General features: G+C 72.9%; 22 protein-coding genes. 3 read left to right on the top strand and 19 right to left on the bottom strand.

The features are described from left to right. Positions 1 to 38 precede the first annotated feature (38 nt). Together NOCJ54_RS23100 and guaB are read right to left on the bottom strand one after the other, a co-directional pair. On the bottom strand, positions 39 to 464 hold the full coding sequence (locus NOCJ54_RS23100; protein ID WP_036516309.1) for a hypothetical protein: 426 nt from the start codon (positions 462 to 464) through the stop codon (positions 39 to 41). A gap of 611 nt (positions 465 to 1,075) precedes the next feature. Beyond that, positions 1,076 to 2,578: an IMP dehydrogenase gene (gene guaB / locus NOCJ54_RS0100225; RefSeq protein WP_028653833.1), complete on the bottom strand. Its 1,503-nt coding sequence runs from the start codon at positions 2,576 to 2,578 to the stop codon at positions 1,076 to 1,078. Between the two features lie 59 nt (positions 2,579 to 2,637). On the opposite strand from guaB, the gene zwf reads away from it, so the two are divergent. Then, positions 2,638 to 4,113 (top strand): glucose-6-phosphate dehydrogenase, encoded by a 1,476-nt coding sequence (gene zwf, locus NOCJ54_RS23095; protein WP_051485301.1) that lies wholly within the window; start codon positions 2,638 to 2,640, stop codon positions 4,111 to 4,113. Here zwf and NOCJ54_RS0100215 read toward each other — a convergent pair. The 5 genes from NOCJ54_RS0100215 to groES form a co-directional block, all read right to left on the bottom strand. Further along, complete coding sequence (locus NOCJ54_RS0100215) at positions 4,082 to 5,083, bottom strand: cytochrome d ubiquinol oxidase subunit II (RefSeq protein ID WP_028653832.1); 1,002 nt, start codon at positions 5,081 to 5,083, stop codon at positions 4,082 to 4,084. The two genes, zwf and NOCJ54_RS0100215, sit on opposite strands and share 32 nt — an antisense overlap. Further along, complete coding sequence (locus NOCJ54_RS0100210) at positions 5,080 to 6,474, bottom strand: cytochrome ubiquinol oxidase subunit I (RefSeq protein WP_028653831.1); 1,395 nt, start codon at positions 6,472 to 6,474, stop codon at positions 5,080 to 5,082. Before NOCJ54_RS0100210 ends, NOCJ54_RS0100215 begins: the two co-directional genes overlap by 4 nt. Before the next feature lie 58 nt (positions 6,475 to 6,532). Further along, positions 6,533 to 7,417, bottom strand: coding sequence for a GNAT family N-acetyltransferase (locus tag NOCJ54_RS0100205; protein WP_028653830.1), 885 nt, complete (start codon positions 7,415 to 7,417; stop codon positions 6,533 to 6,535). Between the two features lie 115 nt (positions 7,418 to 7,532). Next, positions 7,533 to 9,155 (bottom strand): chaperonin GroEL, encoded by a 1,623-nt coding sequence (groL, locus tag NOCJ54_RS0100200; RefSeq protein WP_028653829.1) that lies wholly within the window; start codon positions 9,153 to 9,155, stop codon positions 7,533 to 7,535. Positions 9,156 to 9,258: 103 nt separating this feature from the next. Continuing rightward, positions 9,259 to 9,552 (bottom strand): co-chaperone GroES, encoded by a 294-nt coding sequence (gene groES / locus NOCJ54_RS0100195; RefSeq protein ID WP_028653828.1) that lies wholly within the window; start codon positions 9,550 to 9,552, stop codon positions 9,259 to 9,261. 258 nt (positions 9,553 to 9,810) lie between these two features. On the opposite strand from groES, the gene NOCJ54_RS23090 reads away from it, so the two are divergent. Both NOCJ54_RS23090 and NOCJ54_RS0100185 read left to right on the top strand, forming a co-directional pair. After that, on the top strand, positions 9,811 to 11,985 hold the full coding sequence (locus tag NOCJ54_RS23090) for an MMPL family transporter (RefSeq protein ID WP_232221633.1): 2,175 nt from the start codon (positions 9,811 to 9,813) through the stop codon (positions 11,983 to 11,985). Positions 11,986 to 12,008: 23 nt separating this feature from the next. After that, positions 12,009 to 13,187, top strand: coding sequence for a class I SAM-dependent methyltransferase (locus NOCJ54_RS0100185; protein ID WP_028653827.1), 1,179 nt, complete (start codon positions 12,009 to 12,011; stop codon positions 13,185 to 13,187). 12 nt (positions 13,188 to 13,199) lie between these two features. Here the strand turns inward: NOCJ54_RS0100185 and NOCJ54_RS0100180 are convergent, their stop codons facing one another. From NOCJ54_RS0100180 to alr, 12 genes are all read right to left on the bottom strand, one after another. Next, positions 13,200 to 13,829, bottom strand: a complete 630-nt coding sequence (locus NOCJ54_RS0100180) for an MBL fold metallo-hydrolase (RefSeq protein ID WP_028653826.1) — start codon at positions 13,827 to 13,829, stop codon at positions 13,200 to 13,202. Then, entirely contained in the window at positions 13,826 to 14,938 is a 1,113-nt protein-coding gene (locus tag NOCJ54_RS0100175; RefSeq protein WP_028653825.1) for an S-(hydroxymethyl)mycothiol dehydrogenase, read from the bottom strand. Before NOCJ54_RS0100175 ends, NOCJ54_RS0100180 begins: the two co-directional genes overlap by 4 nt. Before the next feature lie 478 nt (positions 14,939 to 15,416). Further along, entirely contained in the window at positions 15,417 to 16,475 is a 1,059-nt protein-coding gene (gene tsaD, locus NOCJ54_RS0100170) for a tRNA (adenosine(37)-N6)-threonylcarbamoyltransferase complex transferase subunit TsaD (RefSeq protein ID WP_028653824.1), read from the bottom strand. Continuing rightward, positions 16,472 to 16,930, bottom strand: a complete 459-nt coding sequence (rimI, locus tag NOCJ54_RS0100165; protein ID WP_028653823.1) for a ribosomal protein S18-alanine N-acetyltransferase — start codon at positions 16,928 to 16,930, stop codon at positions 16,472 to 16,474. Before rimI ends, tsaD begins: the two co-directional genes overlap by 4 nt. After that, positions 16,927 to 17,586 carry a tRNA (adenosine(37)-N6)-threonylcarbamoyltransferase complex dimerization subunit type 1 TsaB gene (tsaB, locus tag NOCJ54_RS0100160; RefSeq protein ID WP_028653822.1) on the bottom strand — a complete coding sequence of 220 codons (660 nt, stop codon included), beginning with the start codon at positions 17,584 to 17,586 and terminating at the stop codon, positions 16,927 to 16,929. Before tsaB ends, rimI begins: the two co-directional genes overlap by 4 nt. A 23-nt stretch (positions 17,587 to 17,609) precedes the next feature. Next, positions 17,610 to 18,473 carry a glycoside hydrolase family 16 protein gene (locus NOCJ54_RS0100155; RefSeq protein ID WP_028653821.1) on the bottom strand — a complete coding sequence of 288 codons (864 nt, stop codon included), beginning with the start codon at positions 18,471 to 18,473 and terminating at the stop codon, positions 17,610 to 17,612. 148 nt (positions 18,474 to 18,621) lie between these two features. After that, positions 18,622 to 19,521 (bottom strand): glycoside hydrolase family 16 protein, encoded by a 900-nt coding sequence (locus NOCJ54_RS0100150; RefSeq protein ID WP_028653820.1) that lies wholly within the window; start codon positions 19,519 to 19,521, stop codon positions 18,622 to 18,624. A 175-nt stretch (positions 19,522 to 19,696) separates the two neighbouring features. Continuing rightward, the gene (locus tag NOCJ54_RS0100145) at positions 19,697 to 20,560 is read right to left on the bottom strand and encodes a glycoside hydrolase family 16 protein (RefSeq protein ID WP_145724783.1); all 864 of its coding nucleotides are present in this window, start codon (positions 20,558 to 20,560) and stop codon (positions 19,697 to 19,699) included. 40 nt (positions 20,561 to 20,600) lie between these two features. Beyond that, a complete protein-coding gene (locus tag NOCJ54_RS0100140) occupies positions 20,601 to 21,743 on the bottom strand; it encodes a glycoside hydrolase family 16 protein (RefSeq protein ID WP_028653818.1) in 1,143 nt (380 codons plus the stop codon). Between the two features lie 849 nt (positions 21,744 to 22,592). Continuing rightward, positions 22,593 to 23,510 carry a tRNA (adenosine(37)-N6)-threonylcarbamoyltransferase complex ATPase subunit type 1 TsaE gene (tsaE, locus tag NOCJ54_RS0100135; protein ID WP_028653817.1) on the bottom strand — a complete coding sequence of 306 codons (918 nt, stop codon included), beginning with the start codon at positions 23,508 to 23,510 and terminating at the stop codon, positions 22,593 to 22,595. Further along, positions 23,507 to 24,601 carry an alpha/beta fold hydrolase gene (locus tag NOCJ54_RS0100130; protein ID WP_028653816.1) on the bottom strand — a complete coding sequence of 365 codons (1,095 nt, stop codon included), beginning with the start codon at positions 24,599 to 24,601 and terminating at the stop codon, positions 23,507 to 23,509. Before NOCJ54_RS0100130 ends, tsaE begins: the two co-directional genes overlap by 4 nt. Continuing rightward, positions 24,598 to 25,767, bottom strand: a complete 1,170-nt coding sequence (gene alr, locus NOCJ54_RS0100125; protein WP_028653815.1) for an alanine racemase — start codon at positions 25,765 to 25,767, stop codon at positions 24,598 to 24,600. Before alr ends, NOCJ54_RS0100130 begins: the two co-directional genes overlap by 4 nt. Positions 25,768 to 25,771 lie beyond the last annotated feature (4 nt).

Here is a 25,771-nt window from a genome sequence, read left to right as displayed (position 1 = left end):
CAGGGACGAGTCAGGGACGGCCAGGACAGTCGGGTTCGTCAGCCGTCGGCGCGGTGCTGGGCGCGGTGGCTGGTCGGCTGGTCGGCGGCGTTCGGGTCGCGCAGCCGGTCCGCCGGTGCGTTCGGGTCCAGCTCGTCGGCCTTGCGCAGGCGCTCGTCGTGCTCGTGCCGCTCGTGCTCGAAGCGCTCCCGCTTCTCGCGGGCCTCGGCCTCCAGCCGGTCGGCCTCGGCCCGAGCCTGCTCCGACTCGGCCTCGAGCTGACGCGCCTCCGCGTCGTGCTGGCGCAGCTTGTTCTCGCGCCTGGCCGCCTCTGCCCGCAGCTCCTGGGCGTGGGCCACGTTGCGCTCGCGCTTCTTGCGCGCCGCTGCCGCCGCCACGATGCCGATCACCAGCAGCGCCGCCAGCACGTAGACGATGATCCATCCGGGATCGGTCGCTTCACCAAACCACTCGTCGAGATCCATGTCGGTTCCCCCCGTCCGCGGTACCTCGTTGTCCCACGAGCGGTACCGCGAGGGCCCCGGGTCATACGCCTGCCGCAGCCGCCGCCCGCCACAACCCGCACCACCAGGAAGCGCACTTCGCGCAACGAACCTTCACACCTCGCGCCAACAGGAAGCGCACTTCGCGCAGCCAACCCTCACACCTCGCGCCACCAGGAAGCGCACTTCGCGCAACCAAAACTCACACCTCGTCGAGGTACGGGCCGCCCCAGCGCCGAGTCCACTGCCGGTGGTTGAGGTGCGAGGCGCCCCAGCGCCGAGCCTCGAAACCAGCGGCCATGCTGCACCGGACTGTGCCGGGCCCAGCGTGCAAGGGCGGGCCCCGGAGGTTTCGAGGCTCCTCGCTGGCGCTCGTCGCACCTCAACCACCGGGAGCAACGCTCGGACCACCTGCGCCGGGCTGGCCGCCGGGCGGAGGCAGGACCTACGGAAGACGACCGCGCGCAGCGCGTCGGCGGCAAGTGCAGGCGTGAGCGGCCGCGCGCGCTCAGCAGAACACCTCTCTCACGAGAGTCCGCGCGCGTGGCCGCGAGGGCCGCGCGCAGCCGCCGACAGGCGACACGCTCGACCCATTACGAACGGTGGTAGTTCGGGGCCTCGACGGTCATCTCGATGTCGTGCGGGTGGCTCTCCTTGAGCGAGGCGGAGGTGATCCGGATGAACCGGCCCTTCTCCTGCAGCTCGGGGATGGTCCGGGCGCCGACGTAGAACATCGACTGCGAGAGGCCGCCGAGGAGCTGGTGGGCGACGCCGGCGAGGGGGCCCTTGTAGGCGACGCGGCCCTCGATGCCCTCGGGGACGATCTTGTCGTCGCTGCTGACCTCAGCCTGGAAGTAGCGGTCCTTGGAGTAGGACTTCTTGCCGCGCGAGGACATCGCGCCGAGCGAGCCCATGCCGCGGTAGGACTTGTACTGCTTGCCCTGGTGGAAGACGACCTCGCCGGGCGACTCCTCGCAGCCGGCGAGCATGGAGCCGATCATGACGGACTCGGCGCCCGCGACGATGGCCTTGGCGATGTCGCCGGACTGCTGGAGGCCGCCGTCGGCGATGACCGGGACGCCGGCGGGCCTCGCGGCGAGCGCGGCCTCGTAGACCGCGGTGACCTGCGGGACGCCGCAGCCGGTGACGACCCGGGTGGTGCAGATGGAGCCGGGGCCGAAGCCGACCTTGACGGCGTCGGCGCCGGCATCGACGAACGCCTGGGCGCCCTCGCGGGTGGCGACGTTGCCGCCGATGACCTGGACGTGCCTGGTGGCCGGATCGCTCTTGAGGCGGCGGACCATGTCGAGCAGCAGGGTGACGTGGCCGTGGGCGGTGTCGGCGACGAGGACGTCGACGCCGGCCTCGATCAGGGCGGTGGCGCGCTCCCAGGCGTCGCCGAAGTAGCCGATCGCGGCGCCGACCATGAGCCGACCGTCGGCGTCCTTGGAGGCGAGGGGAAACTGCTCGGACTTCACGAAGTCCTTGACGGTGATGAGGCCGCCGAGGCGGCCGTCGTCGTCGACGAGGGGCAGCCGCTCGCGCTTGTGCTTGCGCAGCAGCGCGGTCGCCTCGTCGCGGCTGATGCCGACGTGGCCGGTGACCAGCGGCATCGGGGTCATCACCTCGTCGACCTTGGTGGTGGCCCACTCCGCGACGGGGGTGAACCGCAGGTCGCGGTTGGTGCAGATGCCGAGCAGGCGGTTCTCGCTGTCGACGACGGGCAGGCCGGAGACGCGGTACTCGCCGCAGATCCGGTCGAGCTCCTCGAGGGTCGCGTCGGGGCCGATGGTGACCGGGTTGGAGATGATCCCGGTCTGGGTCCGCTTGACGAGGTCGACCTGGTAGGCCTGCTCCTCGGCCGACAGGTTGCGGTGCAGGATGCCGATCCCGCCCTGGCGCGCCATCGCGATGGCCATCCGCGACTCGGTCACGGTGTCCATCGCGGCGCTGATCAGCGGCGCCTTGAGCGAGATCTCGCGGGTCAGCCGCGAGGTGGTGTCGATGTCGTCCGGCGCCAGGTCGGAATGACCCGGGAGCAGGAGGACGTCGTCGTAGGTGAGACCAAGGGCTGCGAACTTGTCCGGGACCTCCACCACACCATCGTAGTGCGTCGCCGGTGGCGCCCCCTTGACGGGGCCGGGAGGCTGGACCCGTGACCACGGACCTTCCTCCGCACGTGCTCGTCCTCTTCGGGGCGACCGGCGACCTGGCTGCCCGCAAGCTCTTCCCCGGCCTCTACCGCCTGGCGGCGGCCGGCCGGCTGCCCGAGCACTTCTCGGTGATCGGCAGCGGCCGCCGCTCCCCCGGCTCCGACGACGACTTCCGCGCGAAGGTGCGCGAGGCACTGGCAAGGTTCGTCGGCGAGGTCGACGAGGAGGTCGCCGGTCGCCTGCTGGAGCGGGTCACGTTCGTGCCGTCGTCGGCGGACGACGGGTCGGCGCTCTCCCAGGCGGTGCGTGACGCCGAGGACGCGTTGCTGGACGAGTGCGGCTGCCTGCTGGGCGACGTGCGGCGGCTGCTCTACCTGTCGGTGCCGCCGAGCGCGGTCAAGCCGATGGTCGGCATGCTCGACCGGGAGGACCTGGTCGCCCGCGCCCGGCTGGTGGCCGAGAAGCCGTTCGGCACCGACCTCGCGAGTGCCCGCGAGCTGCACGCGGTGCTGTGCTCGGCCTTCGACGAGGACCAGATCTTCCGCATCGACCACTTCCTCGGCAAGGAAGCGGTGCAGAACATCCTGGCGTTGCGCTTCGCCAACGGGCTCTTCGAGCCGGCGTGGAACCGGCACTCCATCGAGTCGGTGCAGATCGACGTGCCGGAGAAGCTGACCGTCGAGGGGCGCGGCTCGTTCTACGAGGGCACCGGCTGCCTGCGCGACATGGTCACCACCCACCTGACCCAGCTGCTGGGGTTCGTGGCGCTGGAGGACCCGCACGCGTTCCGGGCGTCCGCGATCCGCGCCGCGAAGGCGGCGACCTTCTCCGCCGTACGACCGGTCGACCCCGAGCGCGTGGTCTTCGGGCAATACGCCGGCTACCGCGACGAGGACGACGTCGCGGACGACTCGACGGTGGAGACCCTCGTCGCGGCGGAGGTGTGGATCGACAACGACCGCTGGCGCGACGTGCCGTTCTACCTGCGCACCGGGAAGGCGATGGCGGAGGGCCGTCGCACGATCACCGTGCGCTTCCGCGACCCGCGCCACCGCTGGCTCAAGCCGGCCAGCGGGGTGCTCGAGCCGAACGAGCTGGTCATCGAGCTCGCCGACCAGCCGCGGATCGCGATCGACGTGCGCACCAAGCAGCCCGGTCCGGACATGGCCCTCATCGAGGGGGTGTTCCGCCTGGACCTGGGCGAGACCGCGCCCGGCGCCGACCCGCTGGAGGCCTACGAGCGGCTGCTGCTCGAGGTGATGCGCGGCGACCGCACCCTGTTCATCAGCTCCGACGAGGTCGACCGGTTGTGGGAGATCTTCCAGCCGGTGCTGGACCGGCGGCCGCCCACCGAGCCCTACGAGCAGGGCAGCTGGGGGCCGCAGGCCGCGGTCGAGCTCGCGCTTGGGGGGTGGCGCCTGGGCAACCATCCGCCGGACCAGCACCTCAGTGGCGGCTCCACTCCTCGGACTGGGTGAGCCGGAACAGGTAGAGCAGCGGCGGCACGACGACCACGCCGGCGAGCCCGACCGCGACGAGGAGGCCCTGCAGGGTCGCGGTCGCACCGGCGGCGTCGGCGATGGTGACCTCGTCGACGAGCAGCCAGGGGTACTGGCCGACGCCCCAGCCGGAGACAACGGCGGCAACGGCCAGTACGGCGGCGAACCGCGCGACGCCGTACCGGCGCCGCCAGAGCAGGTACGTCGCCGCGGCACCCGCGATGCCGGCGAGCACCACGAGCGGCGCGGCCCGTCCCTCGAGCCCGGCGGCGAGGGTGGGCGCGTCGTGGTCGATCGGCACGAGGGCGGCGAACACGATCGCGCCGGTCGCGAGGCCGACGACGAGCGCCCGGACGCGGATCTCGCCCGCGAGACGGTCGTTGCCGCTGCGCTCGGCGTCGGCGGCGAGGAAGGTCCCGGCGAGGAACGCGCACGTGCCGACGGCGATCAGGCCGCCGAACAGCGAGGTCGGGTTCACCCACGACTCCCAGCGGTCGCCCGCCCCGTCCAGCGGCACCCGGCCCGACGCGATGCCGCCCGCGACGGTCCCGAGGAAGAACGGCGTGAGGATGCTGGAGGTCGCGAAGACGACGCCGAAGAGCCGGGCCTGGCCGAGGGTCTCGGAGTACTTCCGGAAGGCGAAGCTGGCGCCGCGCAGCACGATGCCGAGCAGCGCGAGCAGCAGCGGCAGCACCAGCGTCGACATCGCGGCGGCGAAGGACTCCGGGAAGCCGGTCCACCAGGTCACCAGCACGTAGATCAGCCACACGTGGTTGGCCTCCCACACCGGGCCGATGCTGTGGTCGACCAGCGTGCGCAGCTCCGCGCCGCGCCGGCTGCTGCCGGCGGTGAGGTCGAAGAAGCCGGAGCCGAAGTCGGCCCCGCCGAGGACGGCGTAGGCGATGACCCCGACGAAGAGTGCGGCAGCGACGGCGACCTCGAGGCTCATCGGGACACCTCCGGGGCGTAGGGGCTCGGCAGGTCCTCGGCACCCTCGCGCCAGCGACGGGCCATCGAGCGCAGCACGACGACGGCACCGACGGTCATCGCGGTGTAGACGACGGTGGAGATGCCGAGCAGCCACCACAGGCTCGCGCTGTAGTCGCCGACCGCCTCGGGGGTGCGCATGACGCCGTGCACGATCCACGGCTGGCGGCCGACCTCGGTCGCGATCCAGCCCGCCTCGAGCGCGACCGCGGCGAGCGGTCCGGCGACGGCGGCGAAGCGCAGGAACCACCGCCGTTGCAGCAGGTCCCGACCCCGCTTGCGCTGGACCCAGAAGAGCACGACCGCGCCGGCGAGCAGGGTCCCGATGCCGACCATCGTCTGGAAGGCCCAGTGGGTCAGGTTGACCGGCGGGTGCTCGTCCTCGGGGATGGTGTCGAGGCCCGGCACCGGCTCGTCGAGGGAGTTCATCGCGATCACCGAACCCAGGACCGGGATGTCGATCGACCACTTCACCTCGCCGTCGACGAGCACGCCACCCAGGCGCAGCGGCGAGGGGCTCTCCGTGGTCTCGGCGAGCTCGAAGGCCGCCAGCTTGGCGGGCTGGCGCTCGTCGAGGCCGCTGCCGAGCACGTGGCCCATGAACGGCTGGGCGACGGCGGCGATCGACGCGAACGCGAACGGCACGATGAAGCCGAGCCGGTGGTGCTGGTCGCGGCGGCCGCGGAGCAGCCCCACGGCGTACACCCCGGCGACGGAGAAGCCGGCCACCATGTAGGCGCCGATCCACATGTGCGCGAACTGGGTGAAGGTCTGCAGGTTGAAGAGCACCGACCACGGCTCGATGTTGGTGACCTCGCCGTCGACGAGGTCGAAGCCGGTCGGCGCGTTCATCCACGCGTTGACCGCGAGGACGCAGTAGGCGCCGAACACACCGGTCACCGCCATGGGCAGCACCATCAGCACGTGCCGCTTCGGCGGGATCCGGTTCCAGCCGTAGAGGTAGATGCCGAGGAAGATCGCCTCGAGGAAGAAGGCGAGGCCCTCGAACGCGAACGGCAGGCCGAGGACGTCGCCGTACGTGCCCATCAGGCCGGGCCACAGCAGGCCCATCTCGAAGCTGAGCACCGTGCCCGAGACGGCGCCGATGGCGAAGAGGACGGCGGAGACCTTGGCCCAGCGGTGCGCCAGGCCGAGCGCGACCGGGTCGTCGCGGCGAATGCCGATCAGGTGCATCACGAAGATCATCGCCGGGAAGGCGACGCCGAAGCAGGCGAGGATGATGTGCCAGCCGAGCGAGAGCGCCATCTGCTGGCGGGCCGGGAGGAGGCCCGCGGGCTCGGCGTCGGTGGCGAGCTGGGTCAGGACGGTGGTGACGACGTCGGGGGTCAGCACGTCCTCGACGCTAGCCTCTTGTGAATGCGTTCACAAAAGGTCGGGGCTGACGACTCGGTCACACCCCGGTGCCACCTGCTCCGGCGCGCAGGTCGGTGATGGAGATCCGCACGGTCAACCGCTCCCCCGCCATCCGGATCCGCCCGCGCATGCCGGCCGCGAGCACCATCGGCAGCACCGCCTTGGTGTCGGAGGGGGCGGTCAGCACGATCTCCTCGCACCCGGCGGACCGCGCCGCGCGCGCGATGCCGGCGAGCAGCTGGGTGCCGACACCGCGGCGGTGCCACGCCGGGTCGACCCACAGGTCCACCGGCCACGGGCCGTCACCCTCGACCTTCGTGTACTCCGCGCGCCCGGCGACCTTGCCGCCGGCCAGGGCCGTCACCACCGGGCCGTCGGTCACGAAGTCGGGGGTCGCGCTGGCGGCGGGCTGGTGCGGCGCCGGGGGTGCCGCCCGGTCGAGGACCTCGCCGACCAGCTCGGCGAGCGCGGTGGCCCGCTGGCGCTCGGTCTCGGTGAACGGGGTGTCGCGGCGGATCTGGATCGTGGCCGAGCCGCCGACCGTCATCTCCAGCACGTCGTCGTGGTCCGCGCTCGGCGTGACGTCGGCGTCGAAGAGGTGCGCGGCGACGTCGGGGAAGCTCGCGGGCTGGTTGATGATGGCGCGCACGGCCTGCACGTAGCGCGTCGGCTGGTCCTCGAGCGCCGCGGTCGTGACCGGGACGGCGGAGACCATCTGCCCGCCCGCGCCGTCGACCAGCTCGCCGAGCCGGTCACGGGTCCAGTCCTGCGGGACCTGCAGCACCATCTCGTCGGTGACCGAGGAGTCACCCGGGAAGACCTGGACGGTCTGGATGTTCACGCCGGCGCGACCGCACGCCTCGGCGAGCTGGGCGAGCGCTCCGGGTCGGTCGGGCAGTCCGGCGCGCACTCTCCACAGCATGGCCCCATCATGCCGGAGGGGGCCGAGGCGACGCGACGCCGAAAACGGCCCCGGCCCGCCGCACCGAGAGGTACGACGGGCCGGGGTTCAGGCTGTGCAGCTGGTCAGCTGCCGGTCAGTGGCCGTGGCCGTGCCCGTGGCCGTGGCCCGCGTCGGGCTCCTCCTCCTCGGGCTTGTCCACGACCAGGGTCTCGGTCGTGAGCAGCATGCCGGCGACGGAGATTGCGTTGGCCAGGGCCGAGCGGGTCACCTTGACCGGGTCGATGACGCCCTGCGCGATGAGGTCGCCGAACTCGCCGGTCGCGGCGTTGTAGCCGGTGCCCTCGCCGGCCTCGCGGACCTTGTGCGTGACGACGTAGCCGTTCTCGCCGCCGTTCTCGGCGATCCAGCGCAGCGGCTCCTCGACGGCCTTGCGGACGATGCGGACGCCGACGGCCTCGTCACCGGTGAGGCCGAGGTCGTCGTCGAGCACCTTCGAGGCGTGGATGATGGCCGAGCCACCACCGGGCACGATGCCCTCCTCGATCGCGGCCCGGGTCGCGGAGACCGCGTCCTCGATGCGGTGCTTCTTCTCCTTGAGCTCGACCTCGGTGTGCGCGCCGACCTTGATCACCACGACGCCACCGGAGAGCTTCGCGAGCCGCTCCTGGAGCTTCTCGGTGTCCCAGTCGGAGTCGGACGCCTCGATCTCCTTCTTGATCTGCTCGACGCGCGCCTGGACCGCGGACTCGTCGCCGGCACCGTCGACGATCGTGGTGTTGTCCTTGGTCACCACGACGCGGCGGGCCTGGCCGAGCTCCTCGAGGCCGATCTGGTCGAGCTTGAGGCCGACCTCCGGCGAGATGACCGTGCCGCCGGTGAGGATCGCGATGTCCTGCATGATCGCCTTGCGGCGGTCGCCGAAGCCGGGCGCCTTGCCGGCCACGGCGGTGAAGGTGCCGCGGATCTTGTTGACGACCAGGGTGGAGAGCGCCTCGCCCTCGACGTCCTCGGCGAGGATGAAGAGCGGCTTGCCGGTCTGGATGACCTTCTCCAGCAGCGGCAGGAGCTCGGCGATCGCCGAGATCTTGCCCTGGTTGATGAGGATGTAGGGGTCGTCGAGGACCGCCTCCTGGCGCTCCGCGTCGGTGACGAAGTACGCCGAGTTGAAGCCCTTGTCGAACTGCATGCCCTCGGTGAACTCGAGCTCGGTCGAGGGGGTGTTGGACTCCTCGACCGTGATCACGCCGTCCTTGCCGACCTTGCCGAAGGCCTCGGCGAGCAGGTCGCCGATGTGGCTGTCTCGCGAGGAGACGGTCGCGACGGAGGCGATGTCCTTCTCGTCGTCGACGTCGCGGGCGGCCGAGCGGAGGGCGTCGCCCACCGCGGCGGCGGCAGCGTCGAGGCCGCGCTTGAGGCCCATCGGGTTGGCGCCGGCGGCCACCGCACGGAGGCCCTCGTGCACGAGCGCCTGGGCGAGCACGGTCGCGGTCGTCGTACCGTCACCGGCGACGTCGTTGGTCTTGGTCGCGACCTCCTTGGTGAGCTGGGCACCGAGGTTCTCGAACGGGTCGTCGAGCTCGACCTCACGGGCGACGGTCACGCCGTCGTTGGTGATGGTCGGCGCGCCCCACTTCTTGTCGAGCACGACGTAGCGGCCCTTGGGGCCGAGGGTCACCTTGACGGTGTTGGCGAGGGCGTCGACGCCGCGCTCGAGCGCGCGCCGGGCGTTCTCGTCGAACTCCAGGATCTTGGGCACTTGTTGCTCCTTGCTGTGGAAAGCCGACCGCCCGGGACGTCGTCCGCGTGGTCGCCGGGGCTACCGATGCGGACGACGTCCCGGGCGGTTCGAGACTCGAAGGTCAGGCCAGGACGGCCAGGACGTCGCGGGCCGAGAGGATGAGGTACTCCTGGCCGGCGTACTTCACCTCGGTGCCGCCGTACTTGCTGTAGATGACCTTGTCACCCACGGCCACGTCGAGCGGGACGCGGTTGCCGTTGTCGTCGATGCGGCCGGGGCCGATCGCGAGGACCTCGCCCTCCTGCGGCTTCTCCTTGGCCGTGTCGGGGATGACCAGACCGGAGGCGGTGGTCTGCTCGGCCTCGAGGGGCTTGACGACGATCCGGTCCTCGAGCGGCTTGATGTTGACCGACACGATGTCGACCTCCACTTTCTAGGGCTGATGCGTTGGTTTCTACTGCTGGTTCGTGGTGCGGCCGCAGGCGCGAGGGGCGCCCCCGACCGGCGTTGGCACACTCGGTGCGAGAGTGCCAAAGATGAAACTAGCACTCACGGCAAGCGAGTGCCAGAGGTGCCCGGGCCCGGGCCAGCGCGAGTTCCTACCAAAGTCGGTTGACCGGGGTCGCGCGGACACGGAAGCGTTGCCCCCATGTTCGCTGCCCTGGGTCGTTTCGTGACCCGATTCCGCTGGTTCGTCATCGCCGGGTGGATCCTGCTCGCCGCCGTCGTCGTGAGCACCGCGCCCGCCCTGGAGTCGACCCAGGACAACTCCGAGTTCCTGCCCGACCACTACGAGTCGATCCAGGCACTGCAGCTGCAGGAGGAGAAGTTCTCCGACGCCTTCTCCCCCGGCGCCATCCTCGTCATCGAGCGCGAGGACGGCGCGGCGCTGACCGCCGAGGACCAGGCTGAGGTCGGGACCTTCGCCCAGGAGCTCGCACCCGAGCTCGGCACGGACACCTTCCAGCCGGCCGTCTTCTTCCAGGACGAGCAGGGCAAGCCGAACCTGTCGGAGGACGGCACGGTCCTCTTCGCCGTGATCCCGCTGGCCGACGGCGCCACCGGCTACGACACCCAGGCCTTCGACGACGGTCGCGACCTGCGTGAGGAGATCGACGAGCTCACCGGGGACTCGGGCCTCGAGGTGCGGGCGACCGGCGCGGTGCTGCAGGGCCTCGACTCCCAGGAGTCCAGCGAGCAGACACTCGTGATCGTCGGCATCGCCACCATCGTGCTGATCGTCGGCCTGCTCGCACTGATCTTCCGCAGCGTGCTGATCTGCCTGCTGCCGATCGTGACCGTCGGCATCGTCTCGATGATCGCCACCGGCGCGATCGCCTGGGCCAACGACCTCTTCGACCTCAAGGCGGACGCCTCGGTCGAGCAGATCCTCGTCGTCGTCCTCTACGGCGTCGGCACTGACTACATCCTGTTCTTCCTCTTCCGGCACCGCGAGCGGCTGCGCCAGGGCGCCGAGGTGAAGGACGCCGTCGTGCACAGCCTCGACCGTGCCGGCGAGGCGATCGCGTCCGCCGGTGGCGCCGTCATCGTCGCGTTCATGGCGCTCGTGCTCAGCTCGCTCAGCATCTTCCGCGCCATCGGCCCGGCGCTGGCCATCGCCGTGTTCGTGACCCTGCTGGCCGCGCTGACCCTCGTGCCGGCGGTCGTCTCCCTGCTCGGCCGTGCGCTCTTCTGGCCGTCGAAGTCGTGGCAGAAGGAGCCGAAGCACGGCACGTTCGTGAAGCTCGGCCGTGTCGTGGGTCGCCGCCCGGGCATCGTCGCGCTCGTCTCCGGCGGCGTGATGACGGTGCTCGCGCTCTTCGCCCTCAGCTTCAACCCGTCCTTCGACTTCAACTCCAGCCTGCCCGAGGGTGTGGAGTCCACCGAGGCGATGGAGACCTTCCAGGCGAACTTCTCCGCCGGTGCCGCCGAGCCGGTTCCCGTGCTCGTCGACGCCGAGGGCGCCGACGTGAGCGAGGCCCAGCTCGGCGAGTTCAAGGCGGCGCTCGAGGGAGCCAAGGGCGTCGACGCCGTCGCCGGACCGGTCCCGTCCGAGGACGGCTCGGCCTTCCAGTACTACCTGACGCTCGCCGACGACCCGGTCTCCGATGCCGCGCAGGACAACGTCGCGGGCCCGATCCGCGACACCGCCCACGACGCGGCGCCCGAGGGCACCGAGGCGTACGTCGGTGGCACGCCCGGCATCTTCGCCGACATGTCCTCGGCGATGGCCCGCGACTACAAGGTCGTCTTCCCCGTCGCCGCCGGCGTGATCATGCTGATCCTCGCGCTCCTGCTGCGCAGCCTGGTCGCCCCGTGGTTCCTGATGGCGGCGGTCGGCCTCGGCTTCGCCGCGACCCTCGGCCTCACGGTCATCGCGTTCCAGAACATCGGCGGCGAGCCCGGCCTGATCTTCATGCTGCCGATCTACATCTACCTGTTCGTCACGGCACTGGGCACCGACTACAACATCTTGATGATCGCCCGGTTGCGGGAGGAGGCCCGCGAGGGCCGCGACCCGCACGACGCCGCGTCGCAAGCGGTCACCCACGCCGGCCCGACCATCGGCGCCGCGGGCATCATCCTGGCCGGCACCTTCGCGTCGCTGATGCTGGGCGGCAACACGCTCATCGTGTCGATGGGCTTCGCCCTCGCCGTCGGCATCCTGATCGTGGCGTTCGTGATGTCGATGTTCTTCACCCCGTCGCTGACCTCGCTGCTGGGCCACGCCGCCTGGTGGCCGGGCCACGGGGACGAGGCCCGCGACGACGCGCACGGGCAGGGGCCAGCCGGTGGCGAGCCCCGCGACGGTGACGAGGTGCCGGCCGGGGTCGACCTGGTGAAGTGAGCACCGCCTGACAGGATCAGGGGGTGGACCTCGAGACCTTCCAGTGGCTGCTGACCGATGATGGGCAGGCGCTGCTGGCCGAGGCCACCACCCTGGTCGCCGACGGCGCGAGCCCTCTGTCAGCCGGCTCCGCCCTGCGTCGTACGACGACCGGCGAGCGTGCCGCGGCGGCGCTCGGGCAGGTCGAGCTCCGGCAGCGCGCGGTCGCGAAGTTCGGCGAGCTCGCCGCCCGGATGTACTTCACCCCCGACGCGCTGGAGCAGGCCACCCGGCAGCGGGTCGCCGACCACCGCGCTGGTCGGGCCGCGGCGTTCGGCGCGCGGACGCTGGTCGACCTCGGGTGCGGGATCGGTGGCGACCTGCTCGCCGCCTCCCGGGTCGGGATCATCTGCGCCGGCGTCGACCTCGACCCGGTGCGGGTCGCGATGGCGGAGGCGAACCTCGCCGCGGCCGGGTTGCCCGGCGCGGTCCAGGTCGCCGACGCGACGACGGTCGACCACCGGGCCTTCGACCTCGCGTTCGCCGACCCCGCCCGCCGCTCGGGCGCCGGGCGCAGCTTCCGCGTCGACGACTGGACGCCGCCGTGGACGTGGGTCGAGGGCCTGCTGCGCCGCGACGCCTGCGTGAAGGTCGCACCCGGCATCCCGCACGACCTGGTCCCCGACGGCGTGGAGGCCGAGTGGGTCAGCGACGACGGCGAGGTCAAGGAGGCGGCGTTGTGGTCCGGGCGCACCGCCACCGTCGCCCGCCGCGCGACGGTGATCCGCGAGGGCGGGCTGGCGACGCTGACCGAGGAGGACGACCCGGGCGCCGACGCCGTCGGCACCCGCGCGGTCGGCGCCTTCCTCTACGAGCCGGACGGCGCGGTGATACGCGCCGGCCTGGTCACCGCGGTCGCCGCCGGGGTGCACGGCGGGCTGGTCGACCCGAAGATCGCCTACCTGACCTCCGACGACGCCTTCCGCACGCCGTTCGCCCGGGCCTACCGGGTCGTCGAGGAGCTCCCCTACCGCGAGAAGCAGCTGCGGGCCGCGCTGCGCGAGCGCGGCGTCGGGAGGATCACGCTCAAGAAGCGCGGCGTCGAGGTGTCCCCGGAGGCGCTGCGCAAGCGGCTGGACCTGCGCGGCGACGCCGAGGCGACCGTGGTCCTCACCCGCGTCGCAGGCGAGGGCACGGCCCTCCTCGTCGACCCGCTGGGCTGAGGCGCAGCACGCTCACCGGCCGAGCGCCGCGGCCTCCGCGCCGATGGTGGTGTCGTCGCCGTGCCCGGTGTGCACGACCGTGTCGTCGGGCAGGTCGAACAGCTTCGCCCGGATGGAGTCCTCCAGGGTCGGCCGGTCGCTGAACGAGCGACCGGTGGCGCCGGGGCCGCCGTTGAACAGGGTGTCGCCGGTGAACACGCAGTCCAGGTCGGGCGCGTGGAGGCACACGGCGCCGGGAGCGTGCCCCGGCGTGTGCAGCACCCGCAGCGTCGTACCGGCGACGGTGATCTCCTGCCCGTCGGACAGGTCGACGTCCCAGAGGTGGTCGGTGTGGGTCAGCTCCCACAGCGGCCGGTCGTCGGGGTGGAGCAGGATCGGTGCGCCGGCGCCGCCGTTGACCGCCTCGCGCAGGGCGGGCGCGACGCGGACGTGGTCGTCGTGGGCGTGGGTGCACACGATCGCGTTGACCCGACGCTGGCCGACCACGGCGAGGATGTCGTCGACGGAGTGCGGGGCGTCGATGACGATGCACTCCTCGTCGTCGCCGACGACCCAGATGTTGTTGTCGACCTCGAAGGTCTCGCCGTCGAGGGAGAACGTCCCCGACGAGACGGCGTGGTCGACGCGTGCCCGGCCGGTCACAGGACCACCACCGAGCGCAGCACGTCGCCGTCGTGCATCCGGGCGAAGGCGGCCTCCACGTCGCCCAGACCGACCTCCTCGGTGACGAAGGCGTCGAGGTCGAGGCGACCCTGGCGGTAGAGGTCGACGAGCATCGGGAAGTCGCGGCTGGGCAGGCAGTCGCCGTACCAGCTCGACTTCAGCGCCCCGCCGCGACCGAAGACGTCGATGAGCGGAATGTCGGGGACCTTCATGTCGGGGGTGGGCACGCCCACCAGGACGACGGTCCCGGCCAGGTCGCGTGCGTAGAACGCCTGCTTCCACGTCTCGGGGCGCCCGACGGCCTCCACGACGACGTCGGCGCCGTCGGCGCCCTCGTAGGTCTCCGCGCAGATCCGCTTGACCTCCTCCACCGGGTCGACCTTCGATGAGTCGACGGTGTGGGTGGCGCCCAGCTCCTTCGCCTTCTCCAGCTTCCGCGCATCGATGTCGACGGCGATGATCGGCGACGCACCGGCCAGCGCGGCACCGGCGATCGCGGCGACCCCGACGCCGCCGCAGCCGATGACGGCGATGGACTTGCCGCGGGTGATCGCGCCGGTGTTGATCGCCGCACCGATGCCGGCCATCACCCCGCAGCCGAGCAGGCCGACGGCGGCCGGGCGGGCCTCGGGGTCGACCTTCGTGCACTGCCCGGCGGCGACCAGGGTCTTCTCGGCGAACGCGCCGATGCCCAGCGCGGGCGAGAGCTCGGTGCCGGCATCCGGGCCGTCGGCGAGGGTCATCTTCTGCGTGGCGTTGTGGGTGTTGAAGCAGTAGTGCAGGTCGCCGCGCTTGCACGCCCGGCACTCCCCGCACACCGCGCGCCAGTTCAGCACCACGAAGTCACCCGGCGCGACGCCGGTGACGTCAGGACCGACCGCCTCGACGATGCCGGACGCCTCGTGGCCCAGCAGGAACGGGAAGTCGTCGTTGATGCCGCCCTCGCGGTAGTGCAGGTCGGTGTGGCACACCCCGCAGGTCAGCACCTTGACCACCGCCTCCCCCGGCCCGGGGTCGGGGACGTTGATGGTGGCGATCTCGACGGGCGCACCCTTGGTGCGGGCCACGACGGCGCGGACCTGCTGCATCGGAGGCTCCTTGCTGGACGACGACGGGACGTGTGCCCCGAACCTAGCGAGCCACAGGTTGGTCGCGGGTCAGTTCCGCGCGTCGCTGGCCGCTGTCACACGTGGTTCGCCGCTCTGGCAGCCGACCGGCCGCTGTAACACGTGGTTCGCGGCCCTGGCAGCCGACCGGCCGCTGTCACACGTCGATCGCCGACCCAGGCGCCCCGTGACCGCGGAGATCCCCCGCTGGGTGGGGCTGGAACAGACGCCGACAGGCGGGAAGACCCGCGATCAGCGTGTGACAGCGCTCGCGCGGCGGCCACATCCGCGATCAGCGTGTGACAGCGCCCGGAAGGCGGCAACACCCGCGAACGACGTGTTACAGCGCCCGAGCGGCGACAGCATCCGCGATCAGCGTGTTACAGCGGCAGGACCAGCCAGAACCGCCACGAGCCGCCACGAGCCGCCACCCCGTCGGGAGGTACGACGGAGCGGCGGGTCAACCGGCGAGGACGTCGGTGACCGGCAGGCTGGAGTCCGCGGGGAGGTCCAGCGGCGAGGGGGTGCGGCCGCGGGCGACCATGGTCGAGCCCAGCGCAGCGACCATCGCACCGTTGTCGGTGCACAGGCCCGGGCGCGGCACCCGCACCCGGATGCCGAGCTTGCCGGCGCGCTCCTCGGCCAGCGCGCGCAGCCGGGAGTTCGCGGCGACGCCGCCGCCGATCATGAGGTCCTCGATGCCCTCGGCCGCGGCGGCGTCGAGGGCCTTGCGCACGAGCACGTCGCACACGGCCTCCTGGAAGGACGCGGCGACGTCGGCGACGGGCACGGGCTCCCCGGAGCGCTGGCGCGCCTCGACCCAGCGCGCGACGGCGGTCTTGAGGCCGGAAAAGGAGAAGTCGAAGCGGTGCCGCTCCAGGTCGCGGCGGCTGGTGAGGCCGCGCGGGAAGTCGATCGCGACCTGGTTGCCCTCGCGGGCGGCACGGTCGATGTGCGGCCCGCCGGGGAAGGGCAGGCCGAGCAGCCGGGCGACCTTGTCGAAGGCTTCGCCGGCCGCGTCATCGATGGTGGCGCCGAGCGGGTCGACGCCGCCCTCGTGGCCGGTCACGTCGGTGACCCGCAGGAGGCTGGAGTGGCCGCCGGACACGAGCAGCGCCAGGCAGGGCTCGGGCAGCGGCCCGTGCTCGAGCTGGTCGACGGCGACGTGGGCGGCGAGGTGGTTGACGCCGTACAGCGGCTTGCCGAGGGACAGCGCGAGCGCCTTCGCCGAGGCGACACCGACGAGCAGCGCGCCGGCGAGGCCGGGGCCGTGGGTGACCGCGATCGCGTCGACGTCGGACAGCTGCACGCCGGCGGTCTCGCACGCGCGCTGGATCGTCGGCACCATCGCCTCGAGGTGGGCACGACTGGCGACCTCCGGCACGACGCCGCCGAAGCGGGCGTGCTGGTCGACGCTGCTGGCGACGGCGTCGGCGAGCAGGGTGTGGCCGCGGACGATGCCGACCCCCGTCTCGTCGCAGGACGTCTCGATGCCGAGGACCAGCGGTTCGCTCTTCACAGGGCCATTCTCACTGATGCACTGAGGACGAGCGCCGTGGCACCGTCGCGGTAGTAGCGCGGCCGGCGGCCGAGCTCGGTGAAGTCGTGGTGCTCGTAGAAGAGCCGGGCAGCGATGTTGTCCTCGCGGACCTCCAGCAGCAGCCGCTCCGCGCCGCGCTCCCCGGCGTGCTGGTGCACGGCCACGAGCAGGGTGCGGGCGATGCCGGAGCGACGCAGGTCCTCGGGCACGGCGATCCGCTGCAGCTCGGCGTCGACGTCGACGACGCTGACCACGGCGTAGCCGGCGAACCCGCCGTCCTGCTCCGCGACGAGGATGCCGACGGTCGGGACGGTCCCGTCGACGGCCTGCTCGAGCAGGACCGGCGACCACGGGTCGAGGGGGAACGCCTCCACCTCCAGGGCGGCGATGTCGGCGACGTCGTTGCGGCCGGCGGCGCGGACGACGACGCTCACGGGCCCGGGACGGCGTCGGGGAGGACGGCCTTGGGCGAGCGCGGGACCTCCGCGTCGGGTCGGCGCAGGTACATCGGCTCGGGCTCGAGCACGTCGACGCGGCGGCTCGCCACGGCACGTGCCAGCCACACGGCGTCGGGCCGCAGCGGCGCGCGGCCGGCGGGGAACGCGTCGGGGTAGAGCGCGGCGCCCTCCCCCACGACCGGTCGGTCGGTGGCGAGCACGGCCGGGCGGTCGACGACGGGGTCGTGGTGCCTGCGCCCCTCGCGGTCGTACGACGCCAGGTAGACCTCCTTGCGCCGCGCGTCGGTCGCGACCACGAAGTCCCCGTCCACGGTCCCGGTCTCGACGGCCTCGACCGCGAGGGCGTCGAGCGAGCAGACGCCGTGCACGGGGACCTGGAGGACGTGGCCCATCGTGCGGGCGGTGACCAGCCCGACCCGCAGACCGGTGAACGGGCCCGGACCGACACCGACGGCGATCGCGGTGAGGTCGGCGGGCTTCGCGCCGGCCTGCTCGAGCACCTGCGCGACCAGCGGCGCGAGCTGCTCGCCGTGGCGCATCGCGCTCGTCGCGGTCGCCGAGGCGACGACGTCCGAGCCGTCGTGGAGGGCGACGGTCACCGTCGGCGACGCGGTGTCGAAGGCCAGCAGCACGGATCGAGGCTACCCGCTGGCGATCAGCGCCAGACCTTCACCCAGTCGACCTCCATGGTCGCGGGGAGCGACACCCGGCCGGTGTAGAGGTTGTTGCCGCCGCCGAGGAACTGGCTGAAGTTGAGGATCATCCGCTTGCGGAAGCTCGGCGCCGCGTGGACGCTGGTCAGGCAGGTGCGGCCGTCGACGCTGATGCTCAGCTGGCTGGCCGTCCACTCCAGCACGTAGGTGTGCCACAGCCCGCGGGGCGCCTTGCAGCTCCACGACGTGTTGAAGCCGTCGATCGGGCCGTAGGCGTCGGCCCAGTAGTGCAGGAAGGGCACGTTGAGCTGCGGCTGGGACGAGTAGGTCTCCATGACGTCGATCTCGCCGCTGGTCGGCCAGTTCTTGTCCGAGGAGTAGCGCGCGTCCGGCCACAGCCAGAACGCCTCGTGCAGGCCCGGCTGGCTCGCGCCGCGCACCTTGATCCGGGCCTCGAAGCGGCCGTACTGCTGGCTGAACCGGTAGTGGCTGCTCACCGTGGCGCCGGCGAAGGTGGCCCGGGTCCCGTTCGCGCGCAGCGGGCAGCGCAACGCCAGTCCGGTCCGCACCGCGCTGAGCCGCAGCTTGCCCATGCTGACCGCCACGGTCCGCGGGCTGTTGAGCACGCACAGGTCACCGCTCCCGGCCTGGTTGAGCGCGACCCAGCGGTTCGGGTCAAGGCGGGAGCCGTTGAAGTGCTCGGCGAGCGTGCAGGTCCACCGGCCGCCGGTGGCCCGGTAGACCGGTGCCCCGCAGGGGTCGGCCGCGGCCCCAGCGCTGGGGGCCGGGGCCGTCGGCGCGAGGGGTACGGCGAGCGCCGTCGCCAGCAGGCAGACGGCCGCCAGGGCGGACTTCAACGCGCGCATCGGATCCCCATGTCCCTCGGCGGCTCGGTGCAGGCGGGGGTGGAGCTCCCCCGGTGCCCGTCAAGATAGCCGCCGCCGGGCGGAAGTGGAACAGGTACCAGTTCTGCGTCTCAGCCCCGGACACCGGTTCCGGTACCGCCCCAGCCGGTCAGCGCCAGACCTTCACGTAGTCGACGTCCATGGTGGCCGGCAGCGGGACCCGCCCGTCGTAGGCGTTGGTGCCGCTGCCCAGGAGCTGGGTGAGGTTGATGATGAACGGCTTCTGGAAGCTGCTGGCGCCGGCAGTGTTGGTCAGGCAGGTCTTGCCGTCGACGAGGATCGTCACCCGGTCGGCGAACCACTCGAGGGTGTAGGTGTGCCACGCGCCGCGGGTGGTGGCACAGGTCCACGACGTGTTGAGCCCGTGCACCGGGCCGAGCCGGTCGTCGCTGTAGTGCAGGAACGGCACCGCCATGTCCGGGTGCGAGGAGTGCAGCTCGACGATGTCGATCTCGCCCGTCTCCGGCCACGGCGAGTCCGCGGCGTAGCGGGTGTCGGGCCACAGCCAGAACGCCTCGTGCAGGCCGGGCGCCGACGCCGCCTGGACCCGCATCCGGGCCTCGAACCGGCCGTACTGCTGGCTGAAGCGGTGGTAGGTCGTCGCCCAGCCGGCCACGTAGGAGCCGCGCGTACCGTCGGCGCGCCGCGGGCACTGGGTCGTGGCGTCGGCCGGTACGACGGACAGGTGCAGCGCGCCGCCCGACACCGACACGGTGCGGGGCGTGCTCAGCACGCACATGTCGCCGGAGCCGAGCAGGTTGTGCCCGGCCCAGACGGCGTCGTCCAGGGCCGAGCCGGCGAACTCCTCGGCGAGCGTGCAGGTCCAGTTGCCGCCGCCCGGCTTGGCGACGCGGGCACCGCAGTCGGGCTTGGCCGGCTTGGCCGGGCCGCCCGGCTGCGACGGCGGCGCGGACACCGCCGGCGCGACCGATGGTGGTGCGAGCGGCACGGCGAGTGCGGCGGCGAGCAGGCCGGCCGCGAGCGTGGTGGCGCGACGGATCGAACGCATGACAAATCCCCCCATGATGTTGCTGAGACCCCGAGACGAGCTCCCTGGGGTGACGGTAACCCCGGCGGGCGGTCCGGGGACAGCGGTCCGGACCGGATCCGTCGGAAGGGAGTCAACGGCGTAGCCCGATCTGACCACGGTCGCGGGGCCGACCGGCTGGACGGGTGTCCGGCGCTCAGCGCCAGGCGCGGACCCAGTCGACCTCCATGGTCACCGGCAGCGGCACCGAGCCGTCGTAGGCGTTCTCGCCGGTCCCCATCGACTGCGTGAGGGCGATGATGAACCGCTTGCGCAACGCGGGCGCGCCCTCGGTGTTCACCAGGCAGCTGTCGCCGTCGACGAGGACCTCCAGCCGGTCGGCCGTCCACTCGAGGGTGTAGGTGTGCCACTCGCCGCGGGTGGTCCGGCAGTCCCAGGCCGTGTTCACGCCGTTGACGGGCTTCTCGCCCGCCGCGTAGTGCAGGAACGGGATGACGAGGTCGGGCCGGTGCGAGTAGGTCTCCATGACGTCGATCTCGCCCGACTGCGGCCACGGCCGGTCAGCGCCGTAGCGCGTGTCCGGCCACAGCCAGAACGCCTCGTGCAGGCCCGGCCCGTCGGCGTCCTGCACCCGGATCCGCGCCTCGAAGCGGCCGTACTGCTGGCTCCACCGGCCGTCCGTCGTGACCCAGCCGCCGGCGTACGACGCCCGGGTGCCGTCGGCGCGCACCGGGCAGGGGGTGGTGTCGTCGGCCGCGACGACGGAGAGCCGGAGCCGGCCGTCGGCGACGGAGACCGTGCTCGGGTGGTCGACCATGCAGAGGTCGTCGGAGCCGACCAGCTGGGTGGCCGTCCAGGTGTCCGGGTCGAGGCGGTCGCCGTCGAAGTCCTCGGCGAAGGTGCACTCCCAGGTCCCGCCGCCGTCCTTGCGCACCGGCGGACCGCACGGCCCGTCGGGACCCAGCGGCTCGTCAGGGCGCTGGACCCACCACGCCGCTGCGGCCGCGAGCACCGTCACCAGCCCCACGAGGAGCAGCAGCACGGGGCGGGAGGGACGCACGGCGGGTCACGCTAGCGCCCGCCGGCTGTGGACCGGGCGGCTACGCCCAGACCTTGACCCAGTCGACCTCCATGGTCGCGGGCAGCGCGAGCCGGCCGTCGGGCAGGTTGGCGCCGGCGCCGAGGAGCTGGCTGAGGTTGATGATGAAGGGCTTGCGGAAGGTCGCCGCGGCGCTCGTGTTGACCAGGCAGGTCTTGCCGTCGACCAGGATCTCGAGCCGGTCGGCCGTCCACTCGAGGGCGTAGGTGTGCCACTCGCCGCGAGTGGTGCTGCAGTTCCAGGCGGTGTTGACCCCGGGCTGCGGCACCTCGCCGACCTCGTAGTGGAGGAAGGGCACGACCAGGTCCGGGTAGACCGAGTAGGTCTCGGCGATGTCGATCTCGCCGCTGCGCGGCCAGTCCGCGTCGGAGGAGAAGCGGGTGTCGGGCCAGAGCCAGAAGGCCTCGTGCAGGCCGGGCAGGCTGGTGGCCTGCACCTTCATCCGGGCCTCGAACCGACCGTACTGCTGGCTCCACCGGCCGTGCGTGGAGATCCACCCGGCGGCGTACGTGCCGCGGGTGCCGTCAGCGCGCAGCGGGCACGGGTGCGCCTCGGTCGCGGGGACGACGCTGAGCCGGAGGGTGCCGTCGGCGACGGCCACGGTCTGCGGGTTCGCGGCCACGCACCGGTCGCCCTGGCCCAGCATGTTCTGCCCCAGCCACAGCGTGGGGTCGAGCTCGGTCCCGGTGAAGTCCTCGACGAGGGAGCACTCGTAGTGGCCGCCGCCGGGGCGGGCCGGGCGCTCGCCGCACGCGTCGGTCGGCGCCGGCGCGGGCTCGGGCGTCGGGGTCGGCTTCGGGGCAGGCCTCGGCGCGGGGCGCGCCGCGACCCGGCGTACGCCGCTCGTGCGGTTGCCGGACACGGCCCGGTAGGCGCGGGTCCGGGCCGGGCGCGGCACGACGACGCGGTAGCGGCCGGCGCGGGTGGCGCGGACCTTGCGCACGGTGACCCAGCGGGTCGTCCGGACCTGGATCCTCACGACCGCGCGGGCCCTGGCCCGGCCCTTGAAGACCACGTTCTTCGACGACGTCGCTGGCCGCTCCAGCACCGGCGCCGGGGCACGCTTCGCCTCCGCGCCCGACGGTGCACCGGCCCACAGGCCGACCGCCACCAGCAGCGCGAGCAGGCACCTGAGTGCACGCATCGCAGAATCCCTCCCCCAGACTTGCTCCCACCGTCCAAGGTAAAGAGATCGAGGGGTCGGCCGTACCCGCGAACGGGCCGTCCTCGACGCCCGGGGTGGCTAGTCGACCGGGACCTCCGTCCCGGGACTCCCCCGTGGCTGAGGCCCCCGGTGGTCGAGGTGCGAGGCCGCCCGCGGCCGAGCCTCGAAACCACCAGGCCGTGCTGGCCGGCCCCAGCCCGGCGCACTCCCCCCGTGCTTGAGGTACGACGCGCACCCCCTCCTCGTGGTTGAGGTACGACGCGCACCCCCTCCCGGTGGTTGAGGTACGACGCGCGCCCCCTCCCGGTGGTTGAGGTGCGAGGCCGCCCGCGGCCGAGCCTCGAAACCACCGGGCCCGCCACGCCGGACCATCCCCGGCACAACCCGGTGCACCGGAGCCGGGGGCTTCGAGGCTCGGCGCCGGGGCGCCTCGCACCTCAACCACCGGCGGACAGGGTCGACCCCCGGGCGCCTCGCAGCTCAACCACCGGCGCACGGGGTCAACCCCCGGCGCACGGACTCACCCCCACACACCCAGCGACTCCCACTGTGGTTGAGGTACGACGCGCACCCCCTCCCGGTGGTTGAGGTGTGAGGCCGCCCGCGGCCGAGCCTCGAAGCCACCGGGCCCGCCACGCCAGACCCCCCGGGCACAACCCGGTGCACCGGAGCCGGAGGTTTCGAGGCTCGGCGCCGGGGCGCCTCGCACCTCAACCACCGGCGGACAGGTGCAACCCCGGGCGCCTCGCACCTCAACCACCGGCGGACAGCGTCAACCCCGGGTGCCTCGTACCTCGACCACCGGCAGGCAACCACCGGCAGGGCGCTTCAGGTGAGGTCGACGCCCAGCCAGCGCAGGCCGACGGGGTCGACCTCGACCAGGCGCGGGTCGGCCTCGGGGTCGACGTCCGTGGCGGCCGTGGCGCGCACGATGCGCACCTCCAGCCGGGCGTCGGCGAGGCCCTCGGCGAGGCCGGTGCCCCACTCCACGACGGTGACGGCCTCGTCGAGGTCGGTGTCGAGGTCGAGGTCGTCGAGCTCGGCCTGGCCGTGCAGGCGGTAGGCGTCGACGTGCACCAGCGCGGGGCCGTCCCCGAGCGGCGGGTGCACCCGGGCGATGACGAAGGTCGGGGAGGTGATCCCGCCGCGCACGCCGAGGCCGGCGCCGAGGCCCTGGGTGAAGGTGGTCTTGCCGGCGCCGAGCTCGCCGGAGAGCACGACGACGTCGCCGGGGCGCAGCAGGACCGCGAGGCGCTCGCCGAGCGCGCGCATCTCCTCGGCCGAGGGCACCTCGACGACGAGCGGCACGGGCCGGGCCATCTCGATGTACGGCGTGTGGCGGCCGGTCTCGACGAAGCCCATGTCGCGCCAGAACTTCGTCGTACGCGGCAGCTCCTCGCGAGCGACGATCTCGACCCGGCGGATCCCGGGGCGGCGGGCGGCGACGGCGAGCGCGGCGCGCACCAGCTCGCGGGCGATGCCGCGCCCCTGGGCGGCGGGGTCGACGCCGAAGCGCCGCAGCACGATCGCGTCGCCGACGGGGTCGAGGACCACGGCGCCGACGGGCCGGTCACCGTCGAGCACGAGCAGCCCGCCGCCGGGGGCGAGCTTGGCCGCGATCGTCTCCTCGGTCTCGGACAACGCGTCGGCGGGCGGGTCGAGCACGGGTCGAGCCGCGAAGGCGGCGCGCACGACGGCCAGGACGTCGGCGGCGCGCTCGGGGCCGACCTCCACGATCGCGGTCACCGGGCGACGGCCCTCTCCGCTGCGGCGGTGATCAGCTGGTCGAGCTCGGCGTTGACCAGCTCGTGCCGCTCCATGACGACCATGTGGCCCGCGCCCTCGCACTCCAGCAGCCGCGCACCGGGGATCCGCGACTGCAGCTTGCGGGAGTGGCCGATCGACGTGAGCCGGTCGGCGGTGCCGCAGATGACCGACACCGGCACGGCGCCGAGCACCTCGACGGCGTGGAACTTGTCGAGGCTCGCGAAGTTCGGGAAGAAGTCCGCGACCGTCTCGAAGGGGGTCGCGGCGAGCATCTCGTCGACGAACTCGACGTACCCGCGCGGCACCTCCTCGCCGAAGGCGAACCGGTCGGTGGCGACCGAGGCGACGGCCGAGCCGGCCCGGCGCAGCACGTCGATGGCCTTGTGGCCCAGGTGCAGGGTGCGCACGGCCCGGCTGGCCAGCGGGCCGCTGAGCCGCGCGGGCAGCAGAGGCACGAGGAGCCGACCCGGGTCGAGGCCACCCGCGGTCGTCGAGATCAGGCCGACCCCGACGACGCGGTCGCCGATCAGCTCGGGGAACTGCTCGGCGAGCGCGACGATCGACATGCCGCCCATGGAGTGGCCGACCAGGACGACCGGCCCCTCCGGGACGACGTGCTCGAGCACGGTGTGCAGGTCGCGGCCGAGCTGCTCGATGGTCGAGTGGGCGCGGTCGGAGTTGCCGGAGCGGCCGTGGGAGCGCTGGTCGTAGTAGACCGCTCGCACCAGGCCGCGGTAGGCCGCGCGCTGGAAGTGCCAGCAGTCGAGGTTGAGGCAGTAGCCGTGGACGAACACGACGGTGACCGCCGGCGCCGCGCTGGTACGACGGAACAGCCGGTCGACTGCGCTGCCCGGTGCCGGCGCGTCCACCTCGTCGACCTCGACGTGCAGCGTGACGCCGTCCTCCGCGACGACCGTCAGCGGTGCCGACCGCAGGGAGCCGAAGGGCACCGAGTCGCCGGCGCGGCGGCTGATCTGCCGCTGCTGGCGCAGGATCCCGACCGCGGCGGTGCCGGCGGCGAGGCCGAGGGCGCCGGCGAGCGAGCCGACGACCCGTCCGCGACGGCTCACCGCTCTCCCCCGGCAGCGTCGCTGTCGACGTACCTGCGGCCCATCCGGCCCCCGATCCTGGTCACGATCTCGTAGTTGATGGTGCCGCAGGCCTCGGCCCAGTCCTGGGCGGTCGGGCCGCCGGCGCCGGGCGGGCCGAGCACGACGACCTCGCTGCCGAGCGGCGGCCGGTCGCCGCCGAGGTCGACGACGACCTGGTCCATGCAGACGGTGCCGCGGATCGGGCGCAGCGCGCCGGCGATGCCGACCCGGGCAGCAGCGCCGGGCGCGTCGGCGCGGAAGGCCGCGCGCGGGATGCCGTCGCCGTAGCCGACCGGCACCAGGCCCACGGTCGTGGGCTGCTCGGCGGTCCAGCTCTGGCCGTAGGAGACCGCGTCGCCGACGGCGAGGTCCTTGACCATCATCAGCGGGGCGCGGACGGTCATCGCGGGCACCAGGCCGACGTCGGTCGCCTCCCCCGGCGCCGGGTCGAGGCCGTAGAGCGCGATGCCGCAGCGGACCGCGTCGAAGCGCACCGACGGGCGCAGGATCGTGGCGGCGGAGTTGGCGAGGTGGCGCACCTCCGGGCGCAGGCCGGCTGCCTCAGCGGCCGCCACGGCGTCACGGAAGACCTGCTCCTGCCGGTCGTTGGCCGGGTGGGCGGGCTCGTCGGCGCAGGCGAGGTGCGACCAGATGCCGGTGACCCGCCAGCGGCCGGCCTCCTCGCCGGCGCGTGCCGCGGCGAAGAGCGACTCCCACGCGGCACGGGGCGCGCCGGCGCGGGACAGGCCGGTGTCGACCTTGACCTGGATCCGGGCCGGGTCGGTGCGCCCCTCGAAGGCGCGGGCGAGGTCGGCGAGCTGCTCCTCGGAGGAGAAGGTCAGGTCGATGCCCGCGGCGGCGGCCGCGGCGAGGTCCGCGCCGGGACCGGCGATCCAGCACAGCAGCGGTCCGTCGACGCCGGCGGCACGCAGGGTGAGCGCCTCCTCGACGGTGGCGGTCGCCAGCCAGTCGGCGCCGCCCTCGCGGGCCGCGCGGGCGACCTCGACCATGCCGTGGCCGTAGCCGTCGGCCTTGACCACGGCGACCAGCGGGACGCCCGCCAGCTCGCGCAGCACACGGGCGTTCGAGCGGATCGCCGCCAGGTCGACGACGACCTCGGCAGGGCCGAGCGGCGGGCGGGACATGGGA

Origin of the sequence: Nocardioides sp. J54, assembly GCF_000519005.1 — a bacterium.
Taxonomy (GTDB): domain Bacteria; phylum Actinomycetota; class Actinomycetes; order Propionibacteriales; family Nocardioidaceae; genus Nocardioides.
Note: the sequence above shows the minus strand (reverse complement) of the source record. Positions and strands in the feature narration are given on the sequence as shown.